We start from the raw sequence: 19,057 nt of genomic DNA, 5'->3' as shown, positions 1-19,057 counted from the left end.
TCAAAACCCCTCCCGCCTGCCGGCACCCTCCCCACAAGGGGGAGGGTTAAGAATGCCGCGCCGCCCCATGCCTTCATATGTGATCACCTCGCTCTTGAGGGGAGATTGGCTGGGCAGTAGGGCAGCGGCGAATTGAACTGACCTCCACATAGAAGGGTGTAGGATCAGCTCACCCCTTCTCGACCGGCATGTAAAGATCGCCGCCGTCGCGATATTTGGCAGCCATGGCTTCCAGTCCCTCCTTCTGCGCCTCGGCGCGGATGTCATGCGATATCCGCATCGAGCAGAATTTCGGGCCGCACATGGAGCAGAAATGCGCCACCTTGTGCGCCTCCTTCGGCAAGGTCTCGTCATGCATCGAGCGGGCCGTTTCCGGATCGAGGGAGAGGTTGAACTGGTCCTCCCAGCGGAACTCGAAGCGGGCGCGCGACAGCGCGTCGTCGCGCACCTGCGCCGCGGGATGGCCCTTGGCGAGATCGGCCGCATGTGCTGCGATCTTGTAGGTGATGACGCCCACCTTGACGTCGTTGCGATCCGGCAAGCCGAGATGTTCCTTCGGCGTCACGTAGCAGAGCATGGCGGTGCCGAACCAGCCGATCATCGCCGCCCCGATGCCCGACGTGATGTGGTCGTAGCCCGGCGCGATATCGGTGGTCAGCGGCCCGAGCGTATAGAACGGCGCTTCGCCGCAGACCGCAAGCTGCTTGTCCATGTTGGCCTTGATTTTGTGCATCGGCACATGGCCGGGGCCTTCGATCATCACCTGGCAATCCTTCGCCCAGGCGATCTTCGTCAGCTCCCCGAGGGTCTCCAGTTCCGCGAACTGGGCCGCATCGTTGGCATCGGCGATCGAACCCGGGCGAAGACCATCGCCGAGCGAGAACGAGACGTCATAGGCCCGGGCGATGTCGCAGATTTCCTCGAAATGTTCGTAGAGGAAACTCTCCTTGTGGTGGTGCAGACACCACTTGGCCATGATCGAGCCGCCGCGGGAAACGATGCCGGTGACGCGGTTGACGGTGAGCGGGATATAGGCGAGCCGCACGCCGGCATGGATGGTGAAATAGTCGACGCCCTGTTCGGCCTGTTCGATCAGCGTGTCGCGATAGACCTCCCAGGTCAGGTCCTCGGCAATGCCGTTCACCTTTTCGAGCGCCTGGTAGAGCGGCACGGTGCCGATCGGCACCGGCGAATTGCGGATGATCCAGTCGCGGATATTGTGGATGTTGCGGCCGGTCGACAGGTCCATGACCGTATCGGCGCCCCAGCGGATCGCCCAGACCATCTTCTCGACTTCCTCGGCCATCGACGAGGTGACGGCCGAATTGCCGATATTGGCATTGATCTTCACCAGGAAGTTGCGGCCGATGATCATCGGTTCGGATTCGGGATGGTTGATATTGGCGGGAATGATCGCCCGGCCTTCGGCGACTTCGCGCCGAACGAATTCGGGGGTCACGAAGTCCGGCACATGGGCGCCGAAACTTTCGCCGTCGCGGATGAGCGGCTCGCTGGCCGCCTGCCGGCCGAGGTTCTCGCGGATGGCGACGAATTCCATCTCCGGCGTGACGATGCCGGCCCGCGCATAGGCGAGCTGGGTGACGGCCCTGCCCGCCGTCGCCTTGAAGGGCTGGTTGCGGACCGGGAATTCCGGCGTCAGGTGGCTGCCGGACACGAAGCCGTTGTCCTCCGGCCTGACGATGCGGCCTTCATAGGTTTCGACATCGCCGCGGGCGACAATCCAGCTTTCGCGCAGGCGAGGCAGGCCGGCATCGATGCTGATCGCGGCGCCTTCGGCGGTATAGGGACCGGAGGAATCGTAGACGGTGACCGGCGGCTCGCCGGAGGTCGGATGCAACGCGATCTGGCGCATCGGCACGCGGATGTCCGGGTGGATCGTTCCTGCTTTCAGGACCTTCGTGGAAGCGGGAAGCGGGCCGGTGGTGACGACCGGGGTGAGCTTGGTGGTTGCAATATTCATGGCTCAAGGCTCCAAGGTTTGACGTTTGGAGACCCAGTTCCAGTGTTGGAATGATGGAAAAACACCCCGGAATCCGAAGGACGGTTTCCCGCCCTCGCTGCCGCAGCGCCCGCACCGTCCCTACGCCAGTATGAACTGGATCAGGTTCAACGGGTCACTGCGCCTCGGCCGGCCAAAGCCGGTCCGACCAGCAGTATCTCAGCCCCTTGGCGGGACCCCCCTGGTGAATGGCGCCATCAGAAACCCGCGGGCCGTTGATGTCAAGCCGGGGCATGCGGATGGCGATCGATCGGATTTTACGGAATCCCGCAGCCCTAACTTCACGACGTTTATTACCGGAATCTTATGCTTTCCTGCGTAATAACGTCCCCAGCGATGAACGCAGAATTTGAACGATCCGGAGATGTCGAGATGAACGAGACCATTCGCGAATTGCTCACACGTGTAGGCGGCCTTCCGGTCGCGGTGACCGAGTTGGAAGACGGCGCCGATCTTTATGCGGCCGGCCTCTCCTCATTTGCATCCGTACAACTGATGCTCGGCCTGGAAGAGGCCTTCGACATCGAGTTTCCCGACAGCCTTTTGAACCGCAAGTCCTTCGCCAGCATAGCCGCGATCGAGCAGACGGTTTCGCATATCCTGAAAGCGCGCGAGGCCGCTTGAGATGAGCCTCCCCGCCTTTGCCGCCGACATGAGCCTGAGCGCCCGCGCTCACCGCGTGGCAGCCGTAGCGGCCGAATTTGCCGACCGCGTCGATCATGACGGCCGCTTCCCCCGCGAGGCGGTCGATGCCATGAAAGCCGAGCGCCTGATCGGCATCCAGATCCCGGCCGCGTTCGGCGGCGAGGGTGCTTCGATCGCCGAGATCGCCGAGGTCTGCTCCATCCTGGGACAGGCCTGCGCCGCGAGCGCCATGGTTTTCGCCATGCACCAGATCAAGGTTTCGAGCCTCGTGGAGCACGGTGGCGACAGCGAATGGCATCGGGATTTCATGCGCGAGCTTGCCGGCCGCCAGCTTCTCGTCGCCTCCGCGACGACCGAGGGCGGCATCGGCGGCAATATGCGCAACTCCATCTGCGCGATCGAGGTCGACGGCGACGTCTGCCGCTTGACCAAGGATGCGACGGTGATTTCCTACGGCGCCCACGCCGATGCGATCATGGTCACCTCGCGCTCCAACGAGAAGGCCGCACCGACCGACCAGGTCATGACCGTCTTCAAGCAAGGCCAGTATACCCTGCAGAAGACCGTCGACTGGGATACGCTCGGCATGCGCGGCACCTGCTCCGACGGTTTCCTCTTCAGGGGCGAGGCGCCGTCCGTCCAGATCTTTCCAAAGCCGTTCGCCGAGATCGCGGCGCAATCGATGCTCGCCACCTCGCATCTCCTCTGGAGCGCGGTCTGGTACGGGATCGCCGCCGACGCGGTACTGCGCGCGCAGGCCTTCGTGCGTGCCGCCGCCCGCAAGGCCGGCGGCACCCAGCCGCCCGGCGCGCTGAGGCTCGCCGAAGCCTCGAACCTGCTGCAGCTCCTCAAGGCCGGCATCCTCTCCGGCCTCAGGATCTACGCGGATGCCAAGGCGGATCACGACCAGCTGTCGTCGATGGCGTTTTCGATCGCCATGAATAACGTCAAGCTGGCTTCCTCCGAGACCATCCTGACCATCATCAACCAGGCGATGATCATCTGCGGCATCATGGGCTACAAGAACGGCACGCCCTACAGTCTCGGCCGGCATCTGCGCGACGCGCATTCCGCCCAGCTGATGATTTCCAACGACCGCATCCTCGGCAACACGTCGACCATGCTGCTCGTTCAGAAACCGGACACCAGCCTGCTCGGCTGACGCCCCGATCATTTCATATGTAAACCATTGAAAAGAATGAGGTAAAGCCATGGATATGCAAGTTTCATTTCTCGACCGACTGTTCGATGCAGGCCTGCTGATCGAGACGGGCGTCGACGGATTGTATGGCCGCAGCGGCCAGTTCGAAGACGTCATCGCCGCCTTCGAGCGGCTGATCGACAAGGTCGGCGGCAGCGACGGTGCCGAGGCGATGCGCTTCCCGCCGGGCATGAACCGCGCCTTCTTCGAGACCAGCGGCTATATGAAGAGCTTCCCGCAGCTCGCCGGCACGGTGCATTCGTTCTGCGGCAACGAACTCGACCATATGAGCCTGCTGAAATGCATGGAAGTCGGCGAGGAGGACTGGACCAAGGGCCAGGAAGCGACCGACATCGTGCTAACGCCGGCGGCCTGCTATCCGCTCTATCCGACCGTTGCGCGCCGCGGCAGCCTGCCCGCCGGCGGCGCCCTCTTCGACCTGCAGAGCTACTGCTTCCGCCACGAGCCCTCCAAGGATCCGGCCCGCCAGCAGCTGTTCCGCATGCGCGAATATGTCTGCATGGGGACCGAAAGCCACGTCACCGATTTCCGCCAGCTGTGGATGGATCGCGGCGTCGAGATGATGAAGTCGCTCGGCCTCGAGGTGGAGATCGACATCGCCAACGACCCGTTCTTCGGCCGCGCCGGCAAGATGCTGGTCAACAACCAGCGCGACCAGAACCTGAAGTTCGAGCTCCTGATCCCGATCACCTCCGTCGCCAAGCCGACCGCCTGCATGAGCTTCAACTATCATCAGGACAGTTTCGGCCTGAAATGGGGCCTCAACCTGGAGGATGGCAGCGTCGCTCACACGGCCTGCGTCGGTTTCGGCCTCGAGCGCATCGCGCTTGCGCTCTTCCACACCCACGGTCTGGACTTAAAAGAGTGGCCGGGCTCCGTCCGCGCCGCGCTCTGGGGCTGATCCAATGACGGCGGTATTTCCGGCGCTTGATCCGGCGAACTACAGGACCCATGCGCTGCATTCGGCCGAGCGCATATGGCCGGAGACGAATTGTTACGTCGATCTGTGGATAGAGGTGCTTTCGGCGCAGGGCCTGCCGCCGGAAGCCATGCTCGGTTTCACCCTGACCCAGGATTTCGAGGGCGACCAGTTCACCTTCTTCAAGGTGCCGCTCGAAGACCTGGAGACCCTGTTCGGCATCCGCGTGACCGAACTGGCGATCTTCGACCGGCCGGAATGGCATGTTGCGGAACAGATCCGCCGCGGCCGGTTGACGCTGCTCGAACTCGACAGTTTTTACCTGCCCGATACGCGCGGCGTCGCCTATCGCCAGGAACACGGCAAGACGACGGTCGCGATCAACCGGCTGGACCTCGAACGCCGCGAGCTCGACTATTTCCACAATGGCGGCTTCTTCACCCTTTCCGGCGAAGATTTCGATGGCCTGTTCCAGTTGAACGCCAGCCCGGAGGCGCTGCCCTTCCTGCCCTATACCGAATTTGCCAAGTTCCCCGCCGCCTATCCGGATGCGAGGGAAATTCGCGAAACCGCGTGGAAGCTGCTCAGGCATCATTTTCCCCGGCGGCCGGAGGAGAATCCGATCCGCGCGTTCGGCAAAGTCTTCCCGGCGCAGGTGGAGCGGATCGCCGAGAGGGATTTCGGCTTCTTTCACAAATACGCGTTCAACACGCTCCGGCAGATCGGCGCCAATTTCGAACTGCTGGCAAGCCATCTCGCCTGGCTGAACCACAAGGCGTTCGCCCAGCCTGAACGGCAGGCGCTGAGGATTTCGGAAGTGGCTAAATCCACCCAGTTCCAGCTTGCCCGCGCCCTGACCCGCAAGAAGTTCGAACCGCTGGCAACAGCGCTCGATCCGGCCGCCGACGCCTGGGACCTGCTGATGGGGGACCTGGCATCGACGCTGAGCCACGCCCGCGAGGCCGCGTGAGCCTTCTTATCCCGATCGGATCAAGGACCAGCCTTCTTGCCGAGGGCTGGTCCTTGGCGTTGACGGAGCCTGGCGCCTACACCCTGCCGTCCGATCTTCCTCCGGACCTGGAATTCCTCCCGGCCATGGTGCCCGGCACGGCCGCCGCCGCCCTGGAGGCTGCCGGCCGCTTCGACCGCAGCAATCCCGAGCCGCTGATCGACAATGATGCCTGGTATCGCTGTCCGCTTGCCGGTGAAACGCCTGGGCCGGCGATCCTGCGGTTTGCCGGGCTTGCAACCGTCGCCGAAGTGTTTCTCGGCGAGACGCTGATCCTATCCTCGGCAAGCATGTTCGAAAGCCATGAAGTCGCGGTGGAACTGACCGGCAGCGAAACCCTGTCGATCTGCTTTCGAGCCCTTAAACCGCATCTGGGAAAGACCGGGCCTCGTGCCCGCTGGCGTCCGCGGCTGATGAACAGCCAAGGTCTCCGCCTGATCCGCACGACCGCACTTGGCTTCATGCCGGGATGGTGTCCGGAGGTTCATCCAGTGGGACCCTGGCGGCCGGTTTCGGTGATCAGGTCCCCCGCCTCGTCAAGCCCTGCGGGCCACCTTCTCCCCGCTGGGGAGAAGAGGAAGCTCGCCATCTCCGCCGAGCTTGATGAACGCGGAGCGGGCCTTCTCAAGGTCAGCTTTCCCTTTGACGGGCCGCCCCACGATCTCCGGCTCGTCTGCAATGGCAGCGAGACACATTTTACAAATGACGGCGGCCGATATTCCGCCGCGCTTCGCCTGCCGGGTATAGAACCCTGGTGGCCGCATACCCATGGCGAGCCGGCACTGTACGACGTGACGCTCAAGATCGAGGACAAGGAGTTCCTGATCGTCCGCACCGGCTTTCGAAGCCTGACGGTCGATCGCGGCACCGATGGCGATGACTTCGCCGTCGTCGTCAACGGTGACAAGATATTCTGCCGCGGTGCCGTCTGGACTTCCGCCGACATCGCAAAGCTGCCTGGCGACCGCGAGAGCTATGAACCCTGGCTGAGGCTCGCGAAAGAAGCGGGCATGAACATGATCCGCATTCCGGGCATCGCAACCTATGAAAGCCCGGATTTCTTCGCGCTGTGCGACGAGCTCGGCCTGCTGGTCTGGCAGGATCTGATGCTTGCCAATTTCGACTATCCGGCCGGCGATCCGGATTTCGTGATTCACGTGAAAACGGAAGTTGGGCAGCTCCTGGCGGCGACGCAGGCCTCGCCGTCGCTTGCGGTGCTTTGCGGCGGCAGCGAAATCTATCAGCAAGGTGCCATGCTGGGCCTGCCGGAACGCATCTGGAAAGGCCCGCTCTGCGAGGAAATCCTTCCTGCCTTGGCTGCCGATTGCCGGCCGGACCTGCCCTATGTAACGAATTCGCCCTCCGGCGGCGCCTTGCCTTTCTATCCGAATGCCGGTGTCGCCCATTATTACGGTGTCGGCGCCTACAAGCGGCCGCTCGAGGATGCGCGGCGGGCAAATATCCGTTTCGCAGCCGAGTGCCTGGCGTTCTCAAACCTCTCCGATTCGGAAACGCTGGCCGGCGGCAAATCCGGAATTCCGCGTGATGCCGGGGTGGACTGGGATTTCGAGGACGTTCGCGATCATTACCTCGGCACGCTTTATGATGCCGATCCGCAGACGCTGCGTGCGCAGCAGCCGGAACGATATCTCGCCCTCTCCCGCGCCGTGACCGGGGAGGTGATGGAAGCCGCCTTCGCCGAATGGCGCCGGCCCGACTCGACCTGCAACGGCGCGCTCGCCTTCACCTTCCAGGATGTCATGCCCGGTCCCAGCTGGGGCGCGGTTGGCGTCGACCGCACGCCGAAACCTGCCTGGTTTGCACTGAAGCGGGCCTTCCGGCCGGTCCAGGCCATATTTGCCGACGAGGGCACCAACGGGCTGGATATCCACCTTCTCAATGAAACGCCCACCGACCTGCCGGTGGTTCTCGAACTCGCCTGCCTGCGGGACGGCAGGATGGCGGTGGTTTCAGGCCGCCGGGACCTGACACTTGTTTCTCGCAGCAGCGAGAGCATCGCCTCGACCGATCTGTTCGGCGCCTTCTTCGACACCAACTACGCCTACCGTTTCGGCCCACCCTCTCACGACGTGACGGTTGCGCGGCTGAAACATGCGCAAACGGGGGAGATTGTCGCGGAGGCTTTCCATTTCCCGCTTGGACGCGCCCGCGCTTTCCACGATGCCGAAATTGCGGTTTCGGTCGCAGAGGATGGGGGAGAGTTCTGGCTGGAGCTTTCGACGGATAGCTTTGCGCAGTCGGTCAGCATCGAATGTGCCGGTTATCGCCCCTCCGACAATGGCTTTCACCTGGCGCCGGGCGCAATCAGGCGCATCCGCCTTGCCGCACTCTCGGGCGCCGCCGGCAGACCCGGCGGCACGATCCGTTCACTCGGCGGCGATCGAATCCTGCGTTTTTGAATAGGCAAGCTCTTCCAGCGGAAAGCGGAAGGCCATTTGCCTGAGAGCCTTGAGATAGGCAGCGCGGGCATGCTCCGGCGTCAGATTGTGGTCGGCATCCGGAATGATTTCCGCCGAGACATTGGGGAAACGGCTCAAGCCGGACCCGTCATGTCCGAAATAGAAGTCGTATTGTTCGAGGCCGAGATCGTTTTCGCTATAGATCAGCGAGATGGAGGTGCCGCGCTGGTTGAGGGTGCGGAAAGCGCCGTAGATCGCCCGGCCCTCCGGCAGGAAACCACGAAAGGCATGCAGGATCTTGTGCCTGGCCCGGTTGCCGAGACCCTTGGCGATATTGCGGGCCGCGGCAATGGTATCGACCTCGCCTCGGATGATGCGCTTGAATGTTTCGGCGCGCAGGGCCCGCCTGCGATAGTCCTGCAGGCTGCGCGTGCCGTTGACGATCGCATCCTCGACCGAGCGGCCGGGCGACCAGTGAAACACGGCGGGATTGACGGATACATTGCCGGCGATGCGCGGTTCGGCGACCGAGGCCTGGAAGCCGAGATAGGCACCGCTGCAGCGGCCTGCGGTGACGACCGGCGTAAGGCGGCGGCTTTGGAGAAAGTCGATCGCTTCCGATACGTCGGCATTTTGGGTGGAATGATAGAGGACCTGTTCCGGCCGGCCCGGCACCGGCGGACTATCTCCCGCATTGGCCGTATCGAAACGCAGCGAAGGAATGCCGGAGCGCGCCAGCGACCGGGCCAGCGCCACCGTCGAGCGGCCCCAGCCGGCATGCCTGTCGTACGCCGATGTCAGGAAAAGCACCGTGGCGCCCGCGCGGCCGTGGTTCGGCTCGCAGAGGACCCCGAACAGCCGATCATCGAGGCCAAAACGAACCGGAGTTTCCGTGAAACCATCACCGACGAGCGGCTCCGCCTGCACCGGCGGGCGTTGTGTCGCGTAGATTGCCTCCGCGGGTAAGGCAGCGATCCAGTCAGCCAGCTTGTCCGCCACCGGGAGCGGCAGTCTTGCAATCGCCGGGTTGGAGACCAGCTGGTCGTAACCTTCGAAAGCCTGCTCGGTCACATCCGCCCCGAGCGCCCGGAGCCGCGTGGCGAATTGCGTATCGGCCGGCCGGTCGGCCCGTCCGACCACCAGAACGCGCGGCGCGGCCTGCCGATCGATCATCAGCAGATTGACCTTGCGGACCTCGTCGGCGATCTGGCCGGGCATGGTGAGGGAAGCGATGGACACGCCGGTCTTGTCGCGCTGCTCGTCGGCAAGGCCCAGATTTTCGTCCACTACTTTGGACCAGACCGCAAGCTCACGAATATGCAGGCGGCCGGAAACGACCGGCGCCATATAGGCGATGCCGGCCAGATCTTCGAGCCTCTCGGCGGCCTTGGTCGCGACGACAGCCCCCAGGCCTTGGGAAACGAGGGCGATCCGCTCGCAGCCGGAAAGCGCCTTGAGATGGGTGGCAGCAGAGACGAGGCTGTCGGACCAGACGGAAAGCCCGCCCTCGAAGTCGAGGTCGTCAAGCGCATCGCCGGTTCCGGGATAATCGAACCGCAGGCTGGCAACGCCGCGATCGGCAAGCTTTTCCGAAATGATGCGCCAGAACTTGCGCGTGCACATTTCCTCCAGTCCCCAGGGGCTGGCAAACAGCACGGCCACGCCGGACGGCGCGGTTCCCGCGGACGGTGGCGTGAAAAGCCCGACGGTGCCGTCGAACGTCAACGGTTGCGACGCCGCGCGTTGAGGCAGGGGCGAGGTTTCCCCGGCGGCCGGGGATTGAGGTCGTGCGTCCATCATGGTCGTGCCGGCAGGTTTTTGATCACTGCGCCAGCAATACGTCCGACCTTGCTTCCAGGCGCTTAAACTATCTGGCGCAATTTTACCGATCGCAGCTGGATTGTTCCGAAAAGACGCGGGAGAGAACCTGCATCTGCGGCCGGTCGCCGCTTTTGGTCGGCTGGATGTTTGAGCGGTTCGTTTTCCAGCCACCATTCGCCGGCGGCCCAACAGGACCAGCCGCAACCTGCCACCATAACCTTTGGCAAATGCGAATCGTTGCCGAACCGCTCCCGCGGCGGTGATGCGCGCGCCGACGGCGCAAAAGGAACGGAATTTTGGGTGGCTGGCTTTAAGGTCGGCAGGTAAGAAGCTCATCTGGACAGACAAACAAGACGGGCTGTACACATTCCAGGACCAAGACCGGGCCTCGCCGGGCATTTTCCCGTCCTACGTGGGACCGGATATTGTCCGGCACCAATTTTATGTATACACGGAGTGGCCGACCGATGGCAGAGGAGGGAGAATTTGCATGAACAACTATGTCCTGACCGTATCCTGCAAGACGACACGCGGCATTGTCGCGGCGATTTCCGGCTTTCTGGCGGAAAAGGGTTGCAACATCATCGACAGTTCGCAGTTCGATGACCTCGACACGGGCAAGTTCTTCATGCGCGTCAGCTTCCTCTCCGAAGAAGGCGCTGAACGTCCGGTACTGCTCGAAGGCTTCAAGCCGATCGCCGACCGGTTCGAGATGGAATGGGAGATCTTCGACACCGAAGAGCGCATGAAAGTGCTGCTGATGGTGTCGCGTTTCGGCCATTGCCTCAACGACCTGCTCTACCGCTGGAAGATCGGTGCCCTGCCGATCAACATCGTCGGCGTCGTGTCCAACCATTTCGACTACCAGAAGCTCGTGGTCAACAACGACATTCCTTTCCACCACATCAAGGTGACGAAGGAAAACAAGCCGCAGGCCGAAGCCCAGCTTCTCGATCTGGTCGAGCAGAGCGGTACCGAACTCATCGTGCTGGCCCGCTACATGCAGGTCCTGTCCGACAGTCTCTGCAAGAAGATGTCCGGCAAGATCATCAACATCCACCACTCCTTCCTTCCGTCGTTCAAGGGCGCCAACCCCTACAAGCAGGCCTATACCCGCGGCGTGAAGCTGATCGGCGCGACGGCCCATTACGTCACCGCCGATCTCGACGAAGGCCCGATCCTCGAGCAGGACACGGTGCGCATCACCCATGCGCAGTCGGCCGACGACTATGTTTCGCTCGGCCGCGACGTCGAAAGCCAGGTGCTGGCGCGCGCCATCCACGCCCATATCCATCACCGCACCTTCATCAACGGTAACCGCACCGTCGTCTTCCCGCCGAGCCCCGGCTCCTACGCTTCGGAGCGTATGGGCTGAGGCTCATCCAAAGTCGGTAGAAAGGCCTATGGACGCAGGCCTTTAACGCTCTATCCTCTTCGGAAGCGCCCTTCCGGAGAGGTTCATGTCCGACATACTGCCCGAACTCATCGAGCCTCCTGCAAATGACGTTCCGATCGAAGCGATCGAGGACGTTCTACGCGATCATTACGGGCTTTCCGGGCAGATCTTCCCGATCGAAGGCCGGCAAAACCCTTATTTCCTGATCGACAACGGCCACATGCGCTACCTGCTCAAGGTGGCGCCCGCCGAAGGACCTCTCGAGGAGATCGAGGCTGAACACGCCCTGATGCGCCATATCCTGCGCAGCCCGGACGGGCCGCGGGTTCCCGAGCCGGTGCTAACCAAAGATGGCGGCGACACGCTCGTCCTGCCGCTCGGCGGCGAAGACCGGCGCATCCGGCTCCTCACCTTTCTCGACGGTACGGCCCCGCCGAGTGGCGAGAAACTGCCGGACCAGGCCGTGGCGGCCTTCGGGGCGATCTCCGCAGCACTTGCAAAAAGCCTGCTGGATTTCGAACATCCGGTCCTGCAGCGCGAACCGGAAGGGGACCTGCGCAAGGCCGGCCCCCAGACGGTCACGCTCCTCTCCGCCGTGGCCGACCAGGAAATCCGCGACGTGATCGCCAAGGCGATGGTGACGGCGCTCCGGCGCATCCAGCCGCTCGGGCCCAGCCTGAGGATCGCGGCGGCGCACCAGAACATCAACGGCGAAACCGTCGTCGGCGAGGATACGGATGGCGCATGGCTGCCGACCGGCGTGACGGACTTCACCGGCATTTCCAACGGCTGGCTGGTCGCCGGTTTCGCCAATACCTGCGCCTATCTGCTCGCCGACCGCGACGGCGATCCCTTTGCGCTGCTGCCGGCGATCCGCGCCTATCACGACATCTACCCGTTCACCCTGAACGAACTCGAGGCACTGTGGCCGCTGGTCGTCGCCCGCACCGGCATTCTCGCCGCCGAAGCCGAAAGCCGTCAGACCGGATCACCCGACGACCCGCAAGCCAGGGAAGGCGCGGAGAAACGCCGCGCCGTCCTGAACGCCGCAGCCTCCGTTGCGGCGGCACAGGTACTTGCGGCCATCCTTGATACGACGGGCATGGAAAAACCGCTGCCGGAGATCGGCCGCCTCCTGCCCGATATCGACCCGGAAACTTTCCGGCTGGTGGATTTGAGCGTCACCAGCCCGCTTCTCTACGGCGGGAACTGGACGGATGCCGACAACGACTGGAAGCTGCTTGCCCACATCGCCCGGGAGACCGGCCGGGCCAGTACCCGCTACGGCGAATACCGGCTTTCGAAAAGCAGCACCGATCCGCAGCAGGAACCGGAAAGTTTCGCGCTTCACATCGATGCCTGCATACCCGCCCGGATGCCGGCGGTGGCGCCCTTTGCGGGTACGCTGAAGGCCGCCGGACCCCGCCTCGTCCTTGTCGGCCGCGACCTGACTCTGCATGTCGAAGGCCTTGAATGCACGCTGGCCGAAGAGACCGAGCTCGCCGCGGGCGACCCGCTTGGCGTCATCGCGGGGACCGAAAATACCGTCGGCGGCCTGCGCCTCAGGTTCTGCCTCGATCCGGATCTCGTGCCGCCGCTCTTCTGCAAGCCGACCGAGGTGGGCACGTGGGCGAGATTATGCCCTTCGCCGTCGGCGCTGCTCGGTATCGACGCGAATGCCCCGGCTCCGAAATATCCCGACCAGCCCGCCCGCGGCTGGAGGGAATATCTCTTCGATGCGACGGGCCGCAGCGCGCTCGATCTCACCGGTCAGGCGCCGCTGATCGGCTACGGGCATCCCCGCCTTGCTGCCGCCACCTACCGCCAGACGATCCTCCTCAACCGCGCCGCAGGCCATCCATCAGAATCGGAAGAGGCTCTGCGCGCGCAACTGACCGAGCTTGCGCCCGAAGGGCTGAGCCATGTCTTTTTTGTCTCTGGCCGCGCGGAGGCGCTGGATCTCGCCTTCAGGCTTGCCCGCAGCCATACCAACAAGCGTGGCATCATCGGCCTGCCGGGGCCGCGGACGGACCGTCGGGATCCGGACTTCTTCGCTGTTCCATCGGTTGGAACGGCAACCGACATGATCCACGATCTCGATGATGTCGCTGCAGTGCTGGCCCAAGGTTATGGCGAGGCCGCGAACCTGGACGAGCCCTTGACGGAACTTCGGCAGAAGGCCGGCCTGCTGATCGTCGACGAAACCGGAACCGGTTATGGCCGCCTCGGCCACCACACCTGGGGCTTTTCGCACCGGGGGCTCGCGCCGGACATCGTGTTTGTGGACGGCCCGGACGGCGGCGCTCCGTCGTTTCTCATGACACGGCCCGAGATCGCCGCAAACCTCCCCTCGGACCAACACCCGCCGGCGATCTGCCCCGTCAGGGCGGCCTCAGCCATCGCGGCGCTCGACGTTATCCGGGAGGAACAAATGCGCGAAAATACGCGCGAGATCGGCAGCCATCTGAAGACACGGCTCGAAAGCCTGGCCGAACGTTTTCCCGCGATCTCCGCCGTATCGGGGAGCGGGCTGCTGCTGGTCATCGATCTCGCCGACGAAGCAGCGGACCTCGGCGAACGGTTGCGACCCGGCATCGTCGCCGATATCGGCACTCCCAGACGCCTCGTTCTGCGTCCGCCGCTGTGCTTCAGCCGCCAAAGCGCGGACGGGCTGGTGGATCGGATCGAGACCCTGCTCTCGGAAATTTGAGCTGGCCGATCCGGTCGTTGCCGGAAATTTTCCACCGTCGAACCTTGCTTGGGTGGAAAAGCCACCTATCTCTGGGCTGACGGGCGGAGGCCGAGAATCGCGAATGAAATTTCACAATTCGGCCTTCTTCCTGTCATCAGTCGGAAAAAAATTCTAGGTAGACTGATTTTCGTTGATCATTTTGTGGGATTCGCCTACAGATGATTTTCGTTCGGCCTGCTGAGTCTGGCTGATTTTCGCGCTACACCGAGAAGGGAGAGTGACATGTTTAAATTCATCCGCGTCGCCGCCTTTGGTGAGGCCGCGTTCAAAATGAATGGCACGGATCGCCGCTCCCTTCCGTGCTGTCGAATGTAACGCTTCAGTTCAATCGTTCCTGAAAATTTTCATTCGCCAGAGCTGCATCGCAAGCAGCCAAAGCGGGAGTCTGCCATGCAGAAGCAAGTAATCGAGTTCGGCGGCGAGCCCGTCGGTATTGTCATTCCTGACGCGGACCGGCTCAAGTTCATCGCCGTGAAATTCCATGTCATCGATCTGGACGAGCAGCGTTTCGGCTCTGCCGACGAAGTGCGTCTTGCCATCCGCGAGCTGGTTCGCTCGCGCAACAGCGCCTCCGCGGCGCATGTCTGATATTTTTTAAGTTCAATTTCAAAAGCCGCCCTTGTGGCGGCTTTTTTTTTGCGCTCAGAACGCAGTGAAGGTCATCGTCGTCAGCGAACGTTCGATGCCCGGGATCGACGCGATCTTCTCATTCACGAAGCGCCCGATCTCGTCGTTGTCCTTGATATAGACCTTCAACAGCAGGTCCCAGTCGCCGCTGGTCGAATAAAGTTCGGACGCGAGCTCGGTCTTGTAGATGGCGTCGGCAACCTCGTAGGTCTTGCCGGGCTTGCAGCGAAGCTGGACGAAAATAGGTTTCATGGACGTCTTCCCGTCGGTCGGATCGCCTGAGCGATCATGATGGACATGTCCGACTATTGGCCGATGCCGCCGCCGTTCGCAAGCATATCCTGGCGATTCTCGTCGCGATGAATTTCGTCGGTGATCCAGTCCCGGAAGGCGGCAAGCGGCGGGTAGGTTGCCCGGTCGGGCGGATAGGCAAGATGGTATTGCCCGGTCTCCATCCTCTCGGCCTCCACGACGGGCACCAGCAGGCCCTGTTCCAGCTCCCGGCCGATCAGGAACCGCGGCAGCAGAGCCGCACCGAGGCCGGCGGTCGCCGCCTCCACCATGGTCATGAACTGGTCGAACAGCATGCCGTGCAGCGCATCGAAGCTTATCCGGTTCCTGGAAAACCACAGTTCCCAGGCATCCGGCCGCGTGTTGAGATGCAGCAGAGGCGCCCGAAGCACATCCGCCGGCGTTTGAAGATGATGCTTGGTCTTGAAGGCCGGGCTGCAGGCCGGCACGACTTCCTCATCCATGAGAAAGGTGAGCGTGGCGCCCGGCCAGCGGGCTGAGCCGAAATGGATCGCCGCATCCAGCGTATCAAACCGGAAGTCGAAAGGTTCGAGCCGCGTGATGAGATTTACCACCATGCCCGGATGCGCCTCCAGGAAGCGGCCGATGCGCGGGGTGAGCCATCGCGTGCCGAAAAACGGCAGGACCGCGAGGTTCAGCGTGCCGCCGGAAGGGTTGGCCCTGAGATTGAGCGAGGCATGCGAAATGCGCCTGAGCGCCTCCCGCACCTCGCGGGCATACCCGTCTCCGGCAAGCGTCAACCGGATCGTCTGCCGCTCGCGTAGGAACAAAGCCACGCCGAGCTGTCTTTCCAGCGCCGAAATCTGACGGCTGACGGCGCTCTGGGTCAGGCCGAGCTCGTTTGCCGCAGCCGTGACGCTGCCGGTGCGGGCCGCCGCCTCGAAGGCGGAGAGCAGCGAGAATGACGGGAGAAAGCGCCGGGGCGGCAGCATGTCATTCCTCCAGCGAATGATCTGTTGAGAACATGTCGATATTCATCGATAACTGCTCCCTGTAAAGAGTTGGCGATCAACGCTCCCGGACAATCATCATGCTGAACGATCCCCGCTCTCACGGCCTCTGGGAAAAGACCGCCCCCGCCCCGCCGCTCACCACCCGGCTGGAGGAGGCGATATCTGCCGATGTGGTGATTGTCGGCGGCGGATATACGGGGCTCTCGGCCGCGCTGCATCTTGCGCAAGCAGGGACCAATGTCGTGCTGCTGGAGGCGGCGGAGATCGGTTTCGGCGGCGCCGGCCGCAATGTCGGCCTGATCAATGCCGGCATGTGGGTGATGCCCGACGATTTCCCCAAGGAACTCGGCCCGATCTACGGTGAACGCCTGCTCGACCTGCTCGGCAACGGCCCTGCCCTTGTCCGCGAGCTGATCGACAAACACGGCATCGCCTGCGAGCTCGAAAAGAACGGCACGCTGCATTGCGCCGTTGGCCCGGAAGGGCTGAAAGAGCTGGAGGAACGCGCTCGGCAATGGCAGGCGCGCCGCGCCCCCGTGACTTTGCTCGACGCCGCCGAGACGGAAAGGCGTGTCGGTTCCACCGCCTATTCCGGATCGCTGCTCGACCTGCGCGCCGGCACGCTGCAGCCGCTCGCCTATGCGCGTGGTCTTGCCCATGCGGCGGTGAAGGCCGGCGCCAAGCTTTATACCGGCAGCGCGGTCACCGGCACCGGTGAGATCGACGGCCGAAAGTTCGTCAAGACCGCTTTCGGCCAGGTCACCACCGACTGGGTGATCGTCGCAACCGACGCCTACAGCACAGGCCCCTGGGAACAGGTACGCCGCGAGCAGGTGCACCTGCCCTATTTCAATCTCGCCACCACGCCGCTCAGCGACAACCTGCGCCGCTCCATCCTTGCCGGGCGAGAGGGTTGCTGGGACACGAAGGAAATCCTCTCTTCCTTCCGCATGGATCAGGCAGGCCGGCTGGTCTTCGGCTCGGTCGGCGCCCTGCGCGGAACAGGTACGGCGATCCACAAGAGCTGGGCTCGGCGCTCGCTGAAGCGCATCTTCCCGCAGCTCGGCGAGGTGGAATTCGAGGCCGAGTGGTATGGCAAGATCGGCATGACCGACAACGCTTTGCCGCGCCTCCACAAATTCGGCCGCAACACGATCGGTTTTTCGGGCTATAACGGCCGGGGCATCGCGCCCGGTACGACGTTCGGCAAGCTGCTTGCAAGACATATCCTCGGGGAGACCTCCGAGGCCGACCTGCCGCTGCCGCTTTCCAGCCCGCAGGAACCGGCCTTCCGCGCCATCAAGGAAGCCTATTACGAGGCGGGCGCACAGGTCGCCCATTTCGTCGGCGAGCGGTTCTGATTGCGAAACCGCCACCGATTTGTAGATTGACGAAAATTACACATCCGGAGACTGACATGACGCTCGCCACACTCGATCTCGCCGCTGAGGTGAAAAACATTCTGGGCGGTCTCGGCGTAAAGGCCGAAAGTTATACCGGCGGCACGCTCGCCGTCCGTTCGCCCATCACAGGCAAAGAGATCGGCAAGCTGCCGGAAGAAACCGCCGCCGGCGCCGCAAAGGCGATCGACGCAGCCCACGCGGCCTTCCTCGAATGGCGGCTGGTACCGGCTCCCAAGCGCGGTGAGCTGATCCGCCTGCTCGGCGAGGAATTGCGCGCAGCCAAGACCGCACTCGGCCGGCTGGTGTCGATCGAAGTCGGCAAGATAACCTCCGAAGGCCTCGGTGAAGTGCAGGAAATGATCGACATCTGCGATTTCGCGGTCGGCCTGTCCCGCCAGCTCTACGGCCTGACCATCGCCACCGAGCGCTCCGAACACCGGATGATGGAAACCTGGCATCCGCTTGGCGCCATCGGCATCATTTCCGCCTTCAACTTCCCGGTCGCTGTCTGGTCCTGGAACGCGGCACTCGCCATCGTCTGCGGCAATTCCACCGTCTGGAAGCCGTCGGAAAAGACGCCGCTAACCGCGCTCGCCACCCAGGCGATCTTCGAAAAGGCGCTCGCCCGCTTCATCGCCGACGGCGGAAAGGCCCCCAAGAACCTCTCGACCGTCCTGATCGGCGGCCGCGACATCGGCGAAGTCCTGGTCGACCACGACAAGATCCCGCTGGTTTCCGCGACCGGTTCCACGGCCATGGGCCGCGCCGTCGGCCCGCGGCTGGCGTCGCGCTTCGCCCGCTCGCTGCTGGAACTCGGCGGCAACAATGCCGCGATCGTCGCCCCGACCGCCGATCTCGACCTGACGCTTCGCGGTGTTGCCTTCGCCGCCATGGGCACCGCCGGCCAGCGCTGCACCTCGCTGCGCCGCCTCTTCGTGCATGACAGCGTCTATGAAACGCTGGTGCCGCGCCTCGCCAAGGCCTACCAGTCGGTGACAATCGGCAGCCCGCTCGAAAACGGCAACCTCGTCGGCCCGCTGATCGACAAGGCAGCCTATGACAAGATGCAGAAGGCGCTGGAAGCCGCCAAGTCGGAAGGCGGCAAGGTGACCGGCGGCGAACGCGTCCACCAGGACGAGGCGGCCGACGCCTATTACGTCCGCCCGGCGATCGTCGAAATGCCGGCCCAGTCCGGGCCGGTCAAGGACGAGACCTTCGCTCCGATCCTCTACGTGATGAAATATTCGAGCTTCGACGAAGCGCTCGACCTGCACAATGACGTGCCGCAGGGCCTTTCCTCCTCGATCTTCACCAACGACATGCGCGAGGCGGAAACCTTCGTCTCCGCCCGCGGCTCGGATTGCGGCATCGCCAACGTCAATATCGGCCCCTCGGGCGCCGAAATCGGCGGCGCGTTCGGCGGCGAGAAGGAAACCGGCGGCGGCCGCGAATCCGGTTCCGACGCATGGCGCGTCTATATGCGCCGCGCCACCAACACCCTGAACTACGGCCGCACCCTGCCGCTCGCGCAGGGCGTCAAGTTCGACATCGAATAACC

Annotated in this window: 14 protein-coding genes and 1 riboswitch; of the genes, 10 read left to right on the top strand and 4 right to left on the bottom strand. The window is 63.3% G+C overall.

The genetic code is table 11. The annotated features are described in order from the left end of the window. Positions 1-169: 169 nt before the first annotated feature. Entirely contained in the window at positions 170-1,981 is a 1,812-nt protein-coding gene (gene thiC, locus C5J22_RS22885; protein WP_105440123.1) for a phosphomethylpyrimidine synthase ThiC, read from the bottom strand. Positions 1,982-2,080: 99 nt separating this feature from the next. Then, a riboswitch (TPP riboswitch) is annotated at positions 2,081-2,213 on the bottom strand. A 179-nt stretch (positions 2,214-2,392) separates the two neighbouring features. Between thiC and C5J22_RS22880 the strand changes: the two genes are divergently transcribed. The 5 genes from C5J22_RS22880 to C5J22_RS22860 are packed head-to-tail and all read left to right on the top strand — an operon-like array spanning position 2,393 to position 8,235. Continuing rightward, positions 2,393-2,644 carry an acyl carrier protein gene (locus C5J22_RS22880; protein WP_046606773.1) on the top strand — a complete coding sequence of 84 codons (252 nt, stop codon included), beginning with the start codon at positions 2,393-2,395 and terminating at the stop codon, positions 2,642-2,644. Between the two features lies 1 nt (position 2,645). Continuing rightward, complete coding sequence (locus tag C5J22_RS22875) at positions 2,646-3,827, top strand: acyl-CoA dehydrogenase family protein (protein WP_105440122.1); 1,182 nt, start codon at positions 2,646-2,648, stop codon at positions 3,825-3,827. A gap of 49 nt (positions 3,828-3,876) precedes the next feature. Further along, positions 3,877-4,788, top strand: a complete 912-nt coding sequence (locus tag C5J22_RS22870) for an amino acid--[acyl-carrier-protein] ligase (protein WP_105440121.1) — start codon at positions 3,877-3,879, stop codon at positions 4,786-4,788. Positions 4,789-4,792: 4 nt separating this feature from the next. Next, positions 4,793-5,776, top strand: coding sequence for a DUF1839 family protein (locus C5J22_RS22865; RefSeq protein WP_105440120.1), 984 nt, complete (start codon positions 4,793-4,795; stop codon positions 5,774-5,776). Then, a complete protein-coding gene (locus tag C5J22_RS22860) occupies positions 5,773-8,235 on the top strand; it encodes a glycoside hydrolase family 2 protein (RefSeq protein WP_105440119.1) in 2,463 nt (820 codons plus the stop codon). The genes C5J22_RS22865 and C5J22_RS22860 overlap by 4 nt, the downstream gene beginning before the upstream one ends. Here the strand turns inward: C5J22_RS22860 and C5J22_RS22855 are convergent. Continuing rightward, the gene (locus tag C5J22_RS22855) at positions 8,203-9,960 is read right to left on the bottom strand and encodes an alpha/beta hydrolase (RefSeq protein ID WP_245440501.1); all 1,758 of its coding nucleotides are present in this window, start codon (positions 9,958-9,960) and stop codon (positions 8,203-8,205) included. The genes C5J22_RS22860 and C5J22_RS22855 overlap by 33 nt on opposite strands. Positions 9,961-10,546: 586 nt before the next feature. On the opposite strand from C5J22_RS22855, the gene purU reads away from it, so the two are divergent. The 3 genes from purU to C5J22_RS22840 all read left to right on the top strand — a co-directional run bounded on the left by purU (position 10,547) and on the right by C5J22_RS22840 (position 14,792). Then, the gene (gene purU / locus C5J22_RS22850) at positions 10,547-11,431 is read left to right on the top strand and encodes a formyltetrahydrofolate deformylase (protein ID WP_105440117.1); all 885 of its coding nucleotides are present in this window, start codon (positions 10,547-10,549) and stop codon (positions 11,429-11,431) included. Positions 11,432-11,516: 85 nt separating this feature from the next. Beyond that, a complete protein-coding gene (locus C5J22_RS22845; RefSeq protein WP_105440116.1) occupies positions 11,517-14,162 on the top strand; it encodes an aminotransferase class III-fold pyridoxal phosphate-dependent enzyme in 2,646 nt (881 codons plus the stop codon). Positions 14,163-14,594: 432 nt separating this feature from the next. Continuing rightward, positions 14,595-14,792, top strand: a complete 198-nt coding sequence (locus tag C5J22_RS22840) for a hypothetical protein (protein ID WP_007765631.1) — start codon at positions 14,595-14,597, stop codon at positions 14,790-14,792. A gap of 54 nt (positions 14,793-14,846) precedes the next feature. Here the strand turns inward: C5J22_RS22840 and C5J22_RS22835 are convergent, their stop codons facing one another. Beyond that, entirely contained in the window at positions 14,847-15,083 is a 237-nt protein-coding gene (locus C5J22_RS22835; protein ID WP_007765628.1) for an Lrp/AsnC ligand binding domain-containing protein, read from the bottom strand. A gap of 53 nt (positions 15,084-15,136) precedes the next feature. Continuing rightward, on the bottom strand, positions 15,137-16,075 hold the full coding sequence (locus tag C5J22_RS22830) for a LysR family transcriptional regulator (protein WP_105440115.1): 939 nt from the start codon (positions 16,073-16,075) through the stop codon (positions 15,137-15,139). A gap of 98 nt (positions 16,076-16,173) precedes the next feature. Here C5J22_RS22830 and C5J22_RS22825 point away from each other — a divergent pair, with 98 nt between their 5' ends. Together C5J22_RS22825 and C5J22_RS22820 are read left to right on the top strand one after the other, a co-directional pair. Beyond that, complete coding sequence (locus tag C5J22_RS22825) at positions 16,174-17,457, top strand: FAD-binding oxidoreductase (protein WP_105440114.1); 1,284 nt, start codon at positions 16,174-16,176, stop codon at positions 17,455-17,457. 56 nt (positions 17,458-17,513) lie between these two features. Beyond that, positions 17,514-19,055, top strand: coding sequence for an aldehyde dehydrogenase family protein (locus C5J22_RS22820; protein WP_105440113.1), 1,542 nt, complete (start codon positions 17,514-17,516; stop codon positions 19,053-19,055). Positions 19,056-19,057: the final 2 nt, after the last annotated feature.

Origin of the sequence: Neorhizobium sp. T25_13, from assembly GCF_002968675.1 — a bacterium.
Taxonomy (GTDB): Bacteria; Pseudomonadota; Alphaproteobacteria; order Rhizobiales; family Rhizobiaceae; genus Neorhizobium; species Neorhizobium tomejilense.
Note: the sequence above shows the minus strand (reverse complement) of the source record. Positions and strands in the feature narration are given on the sequence as shown.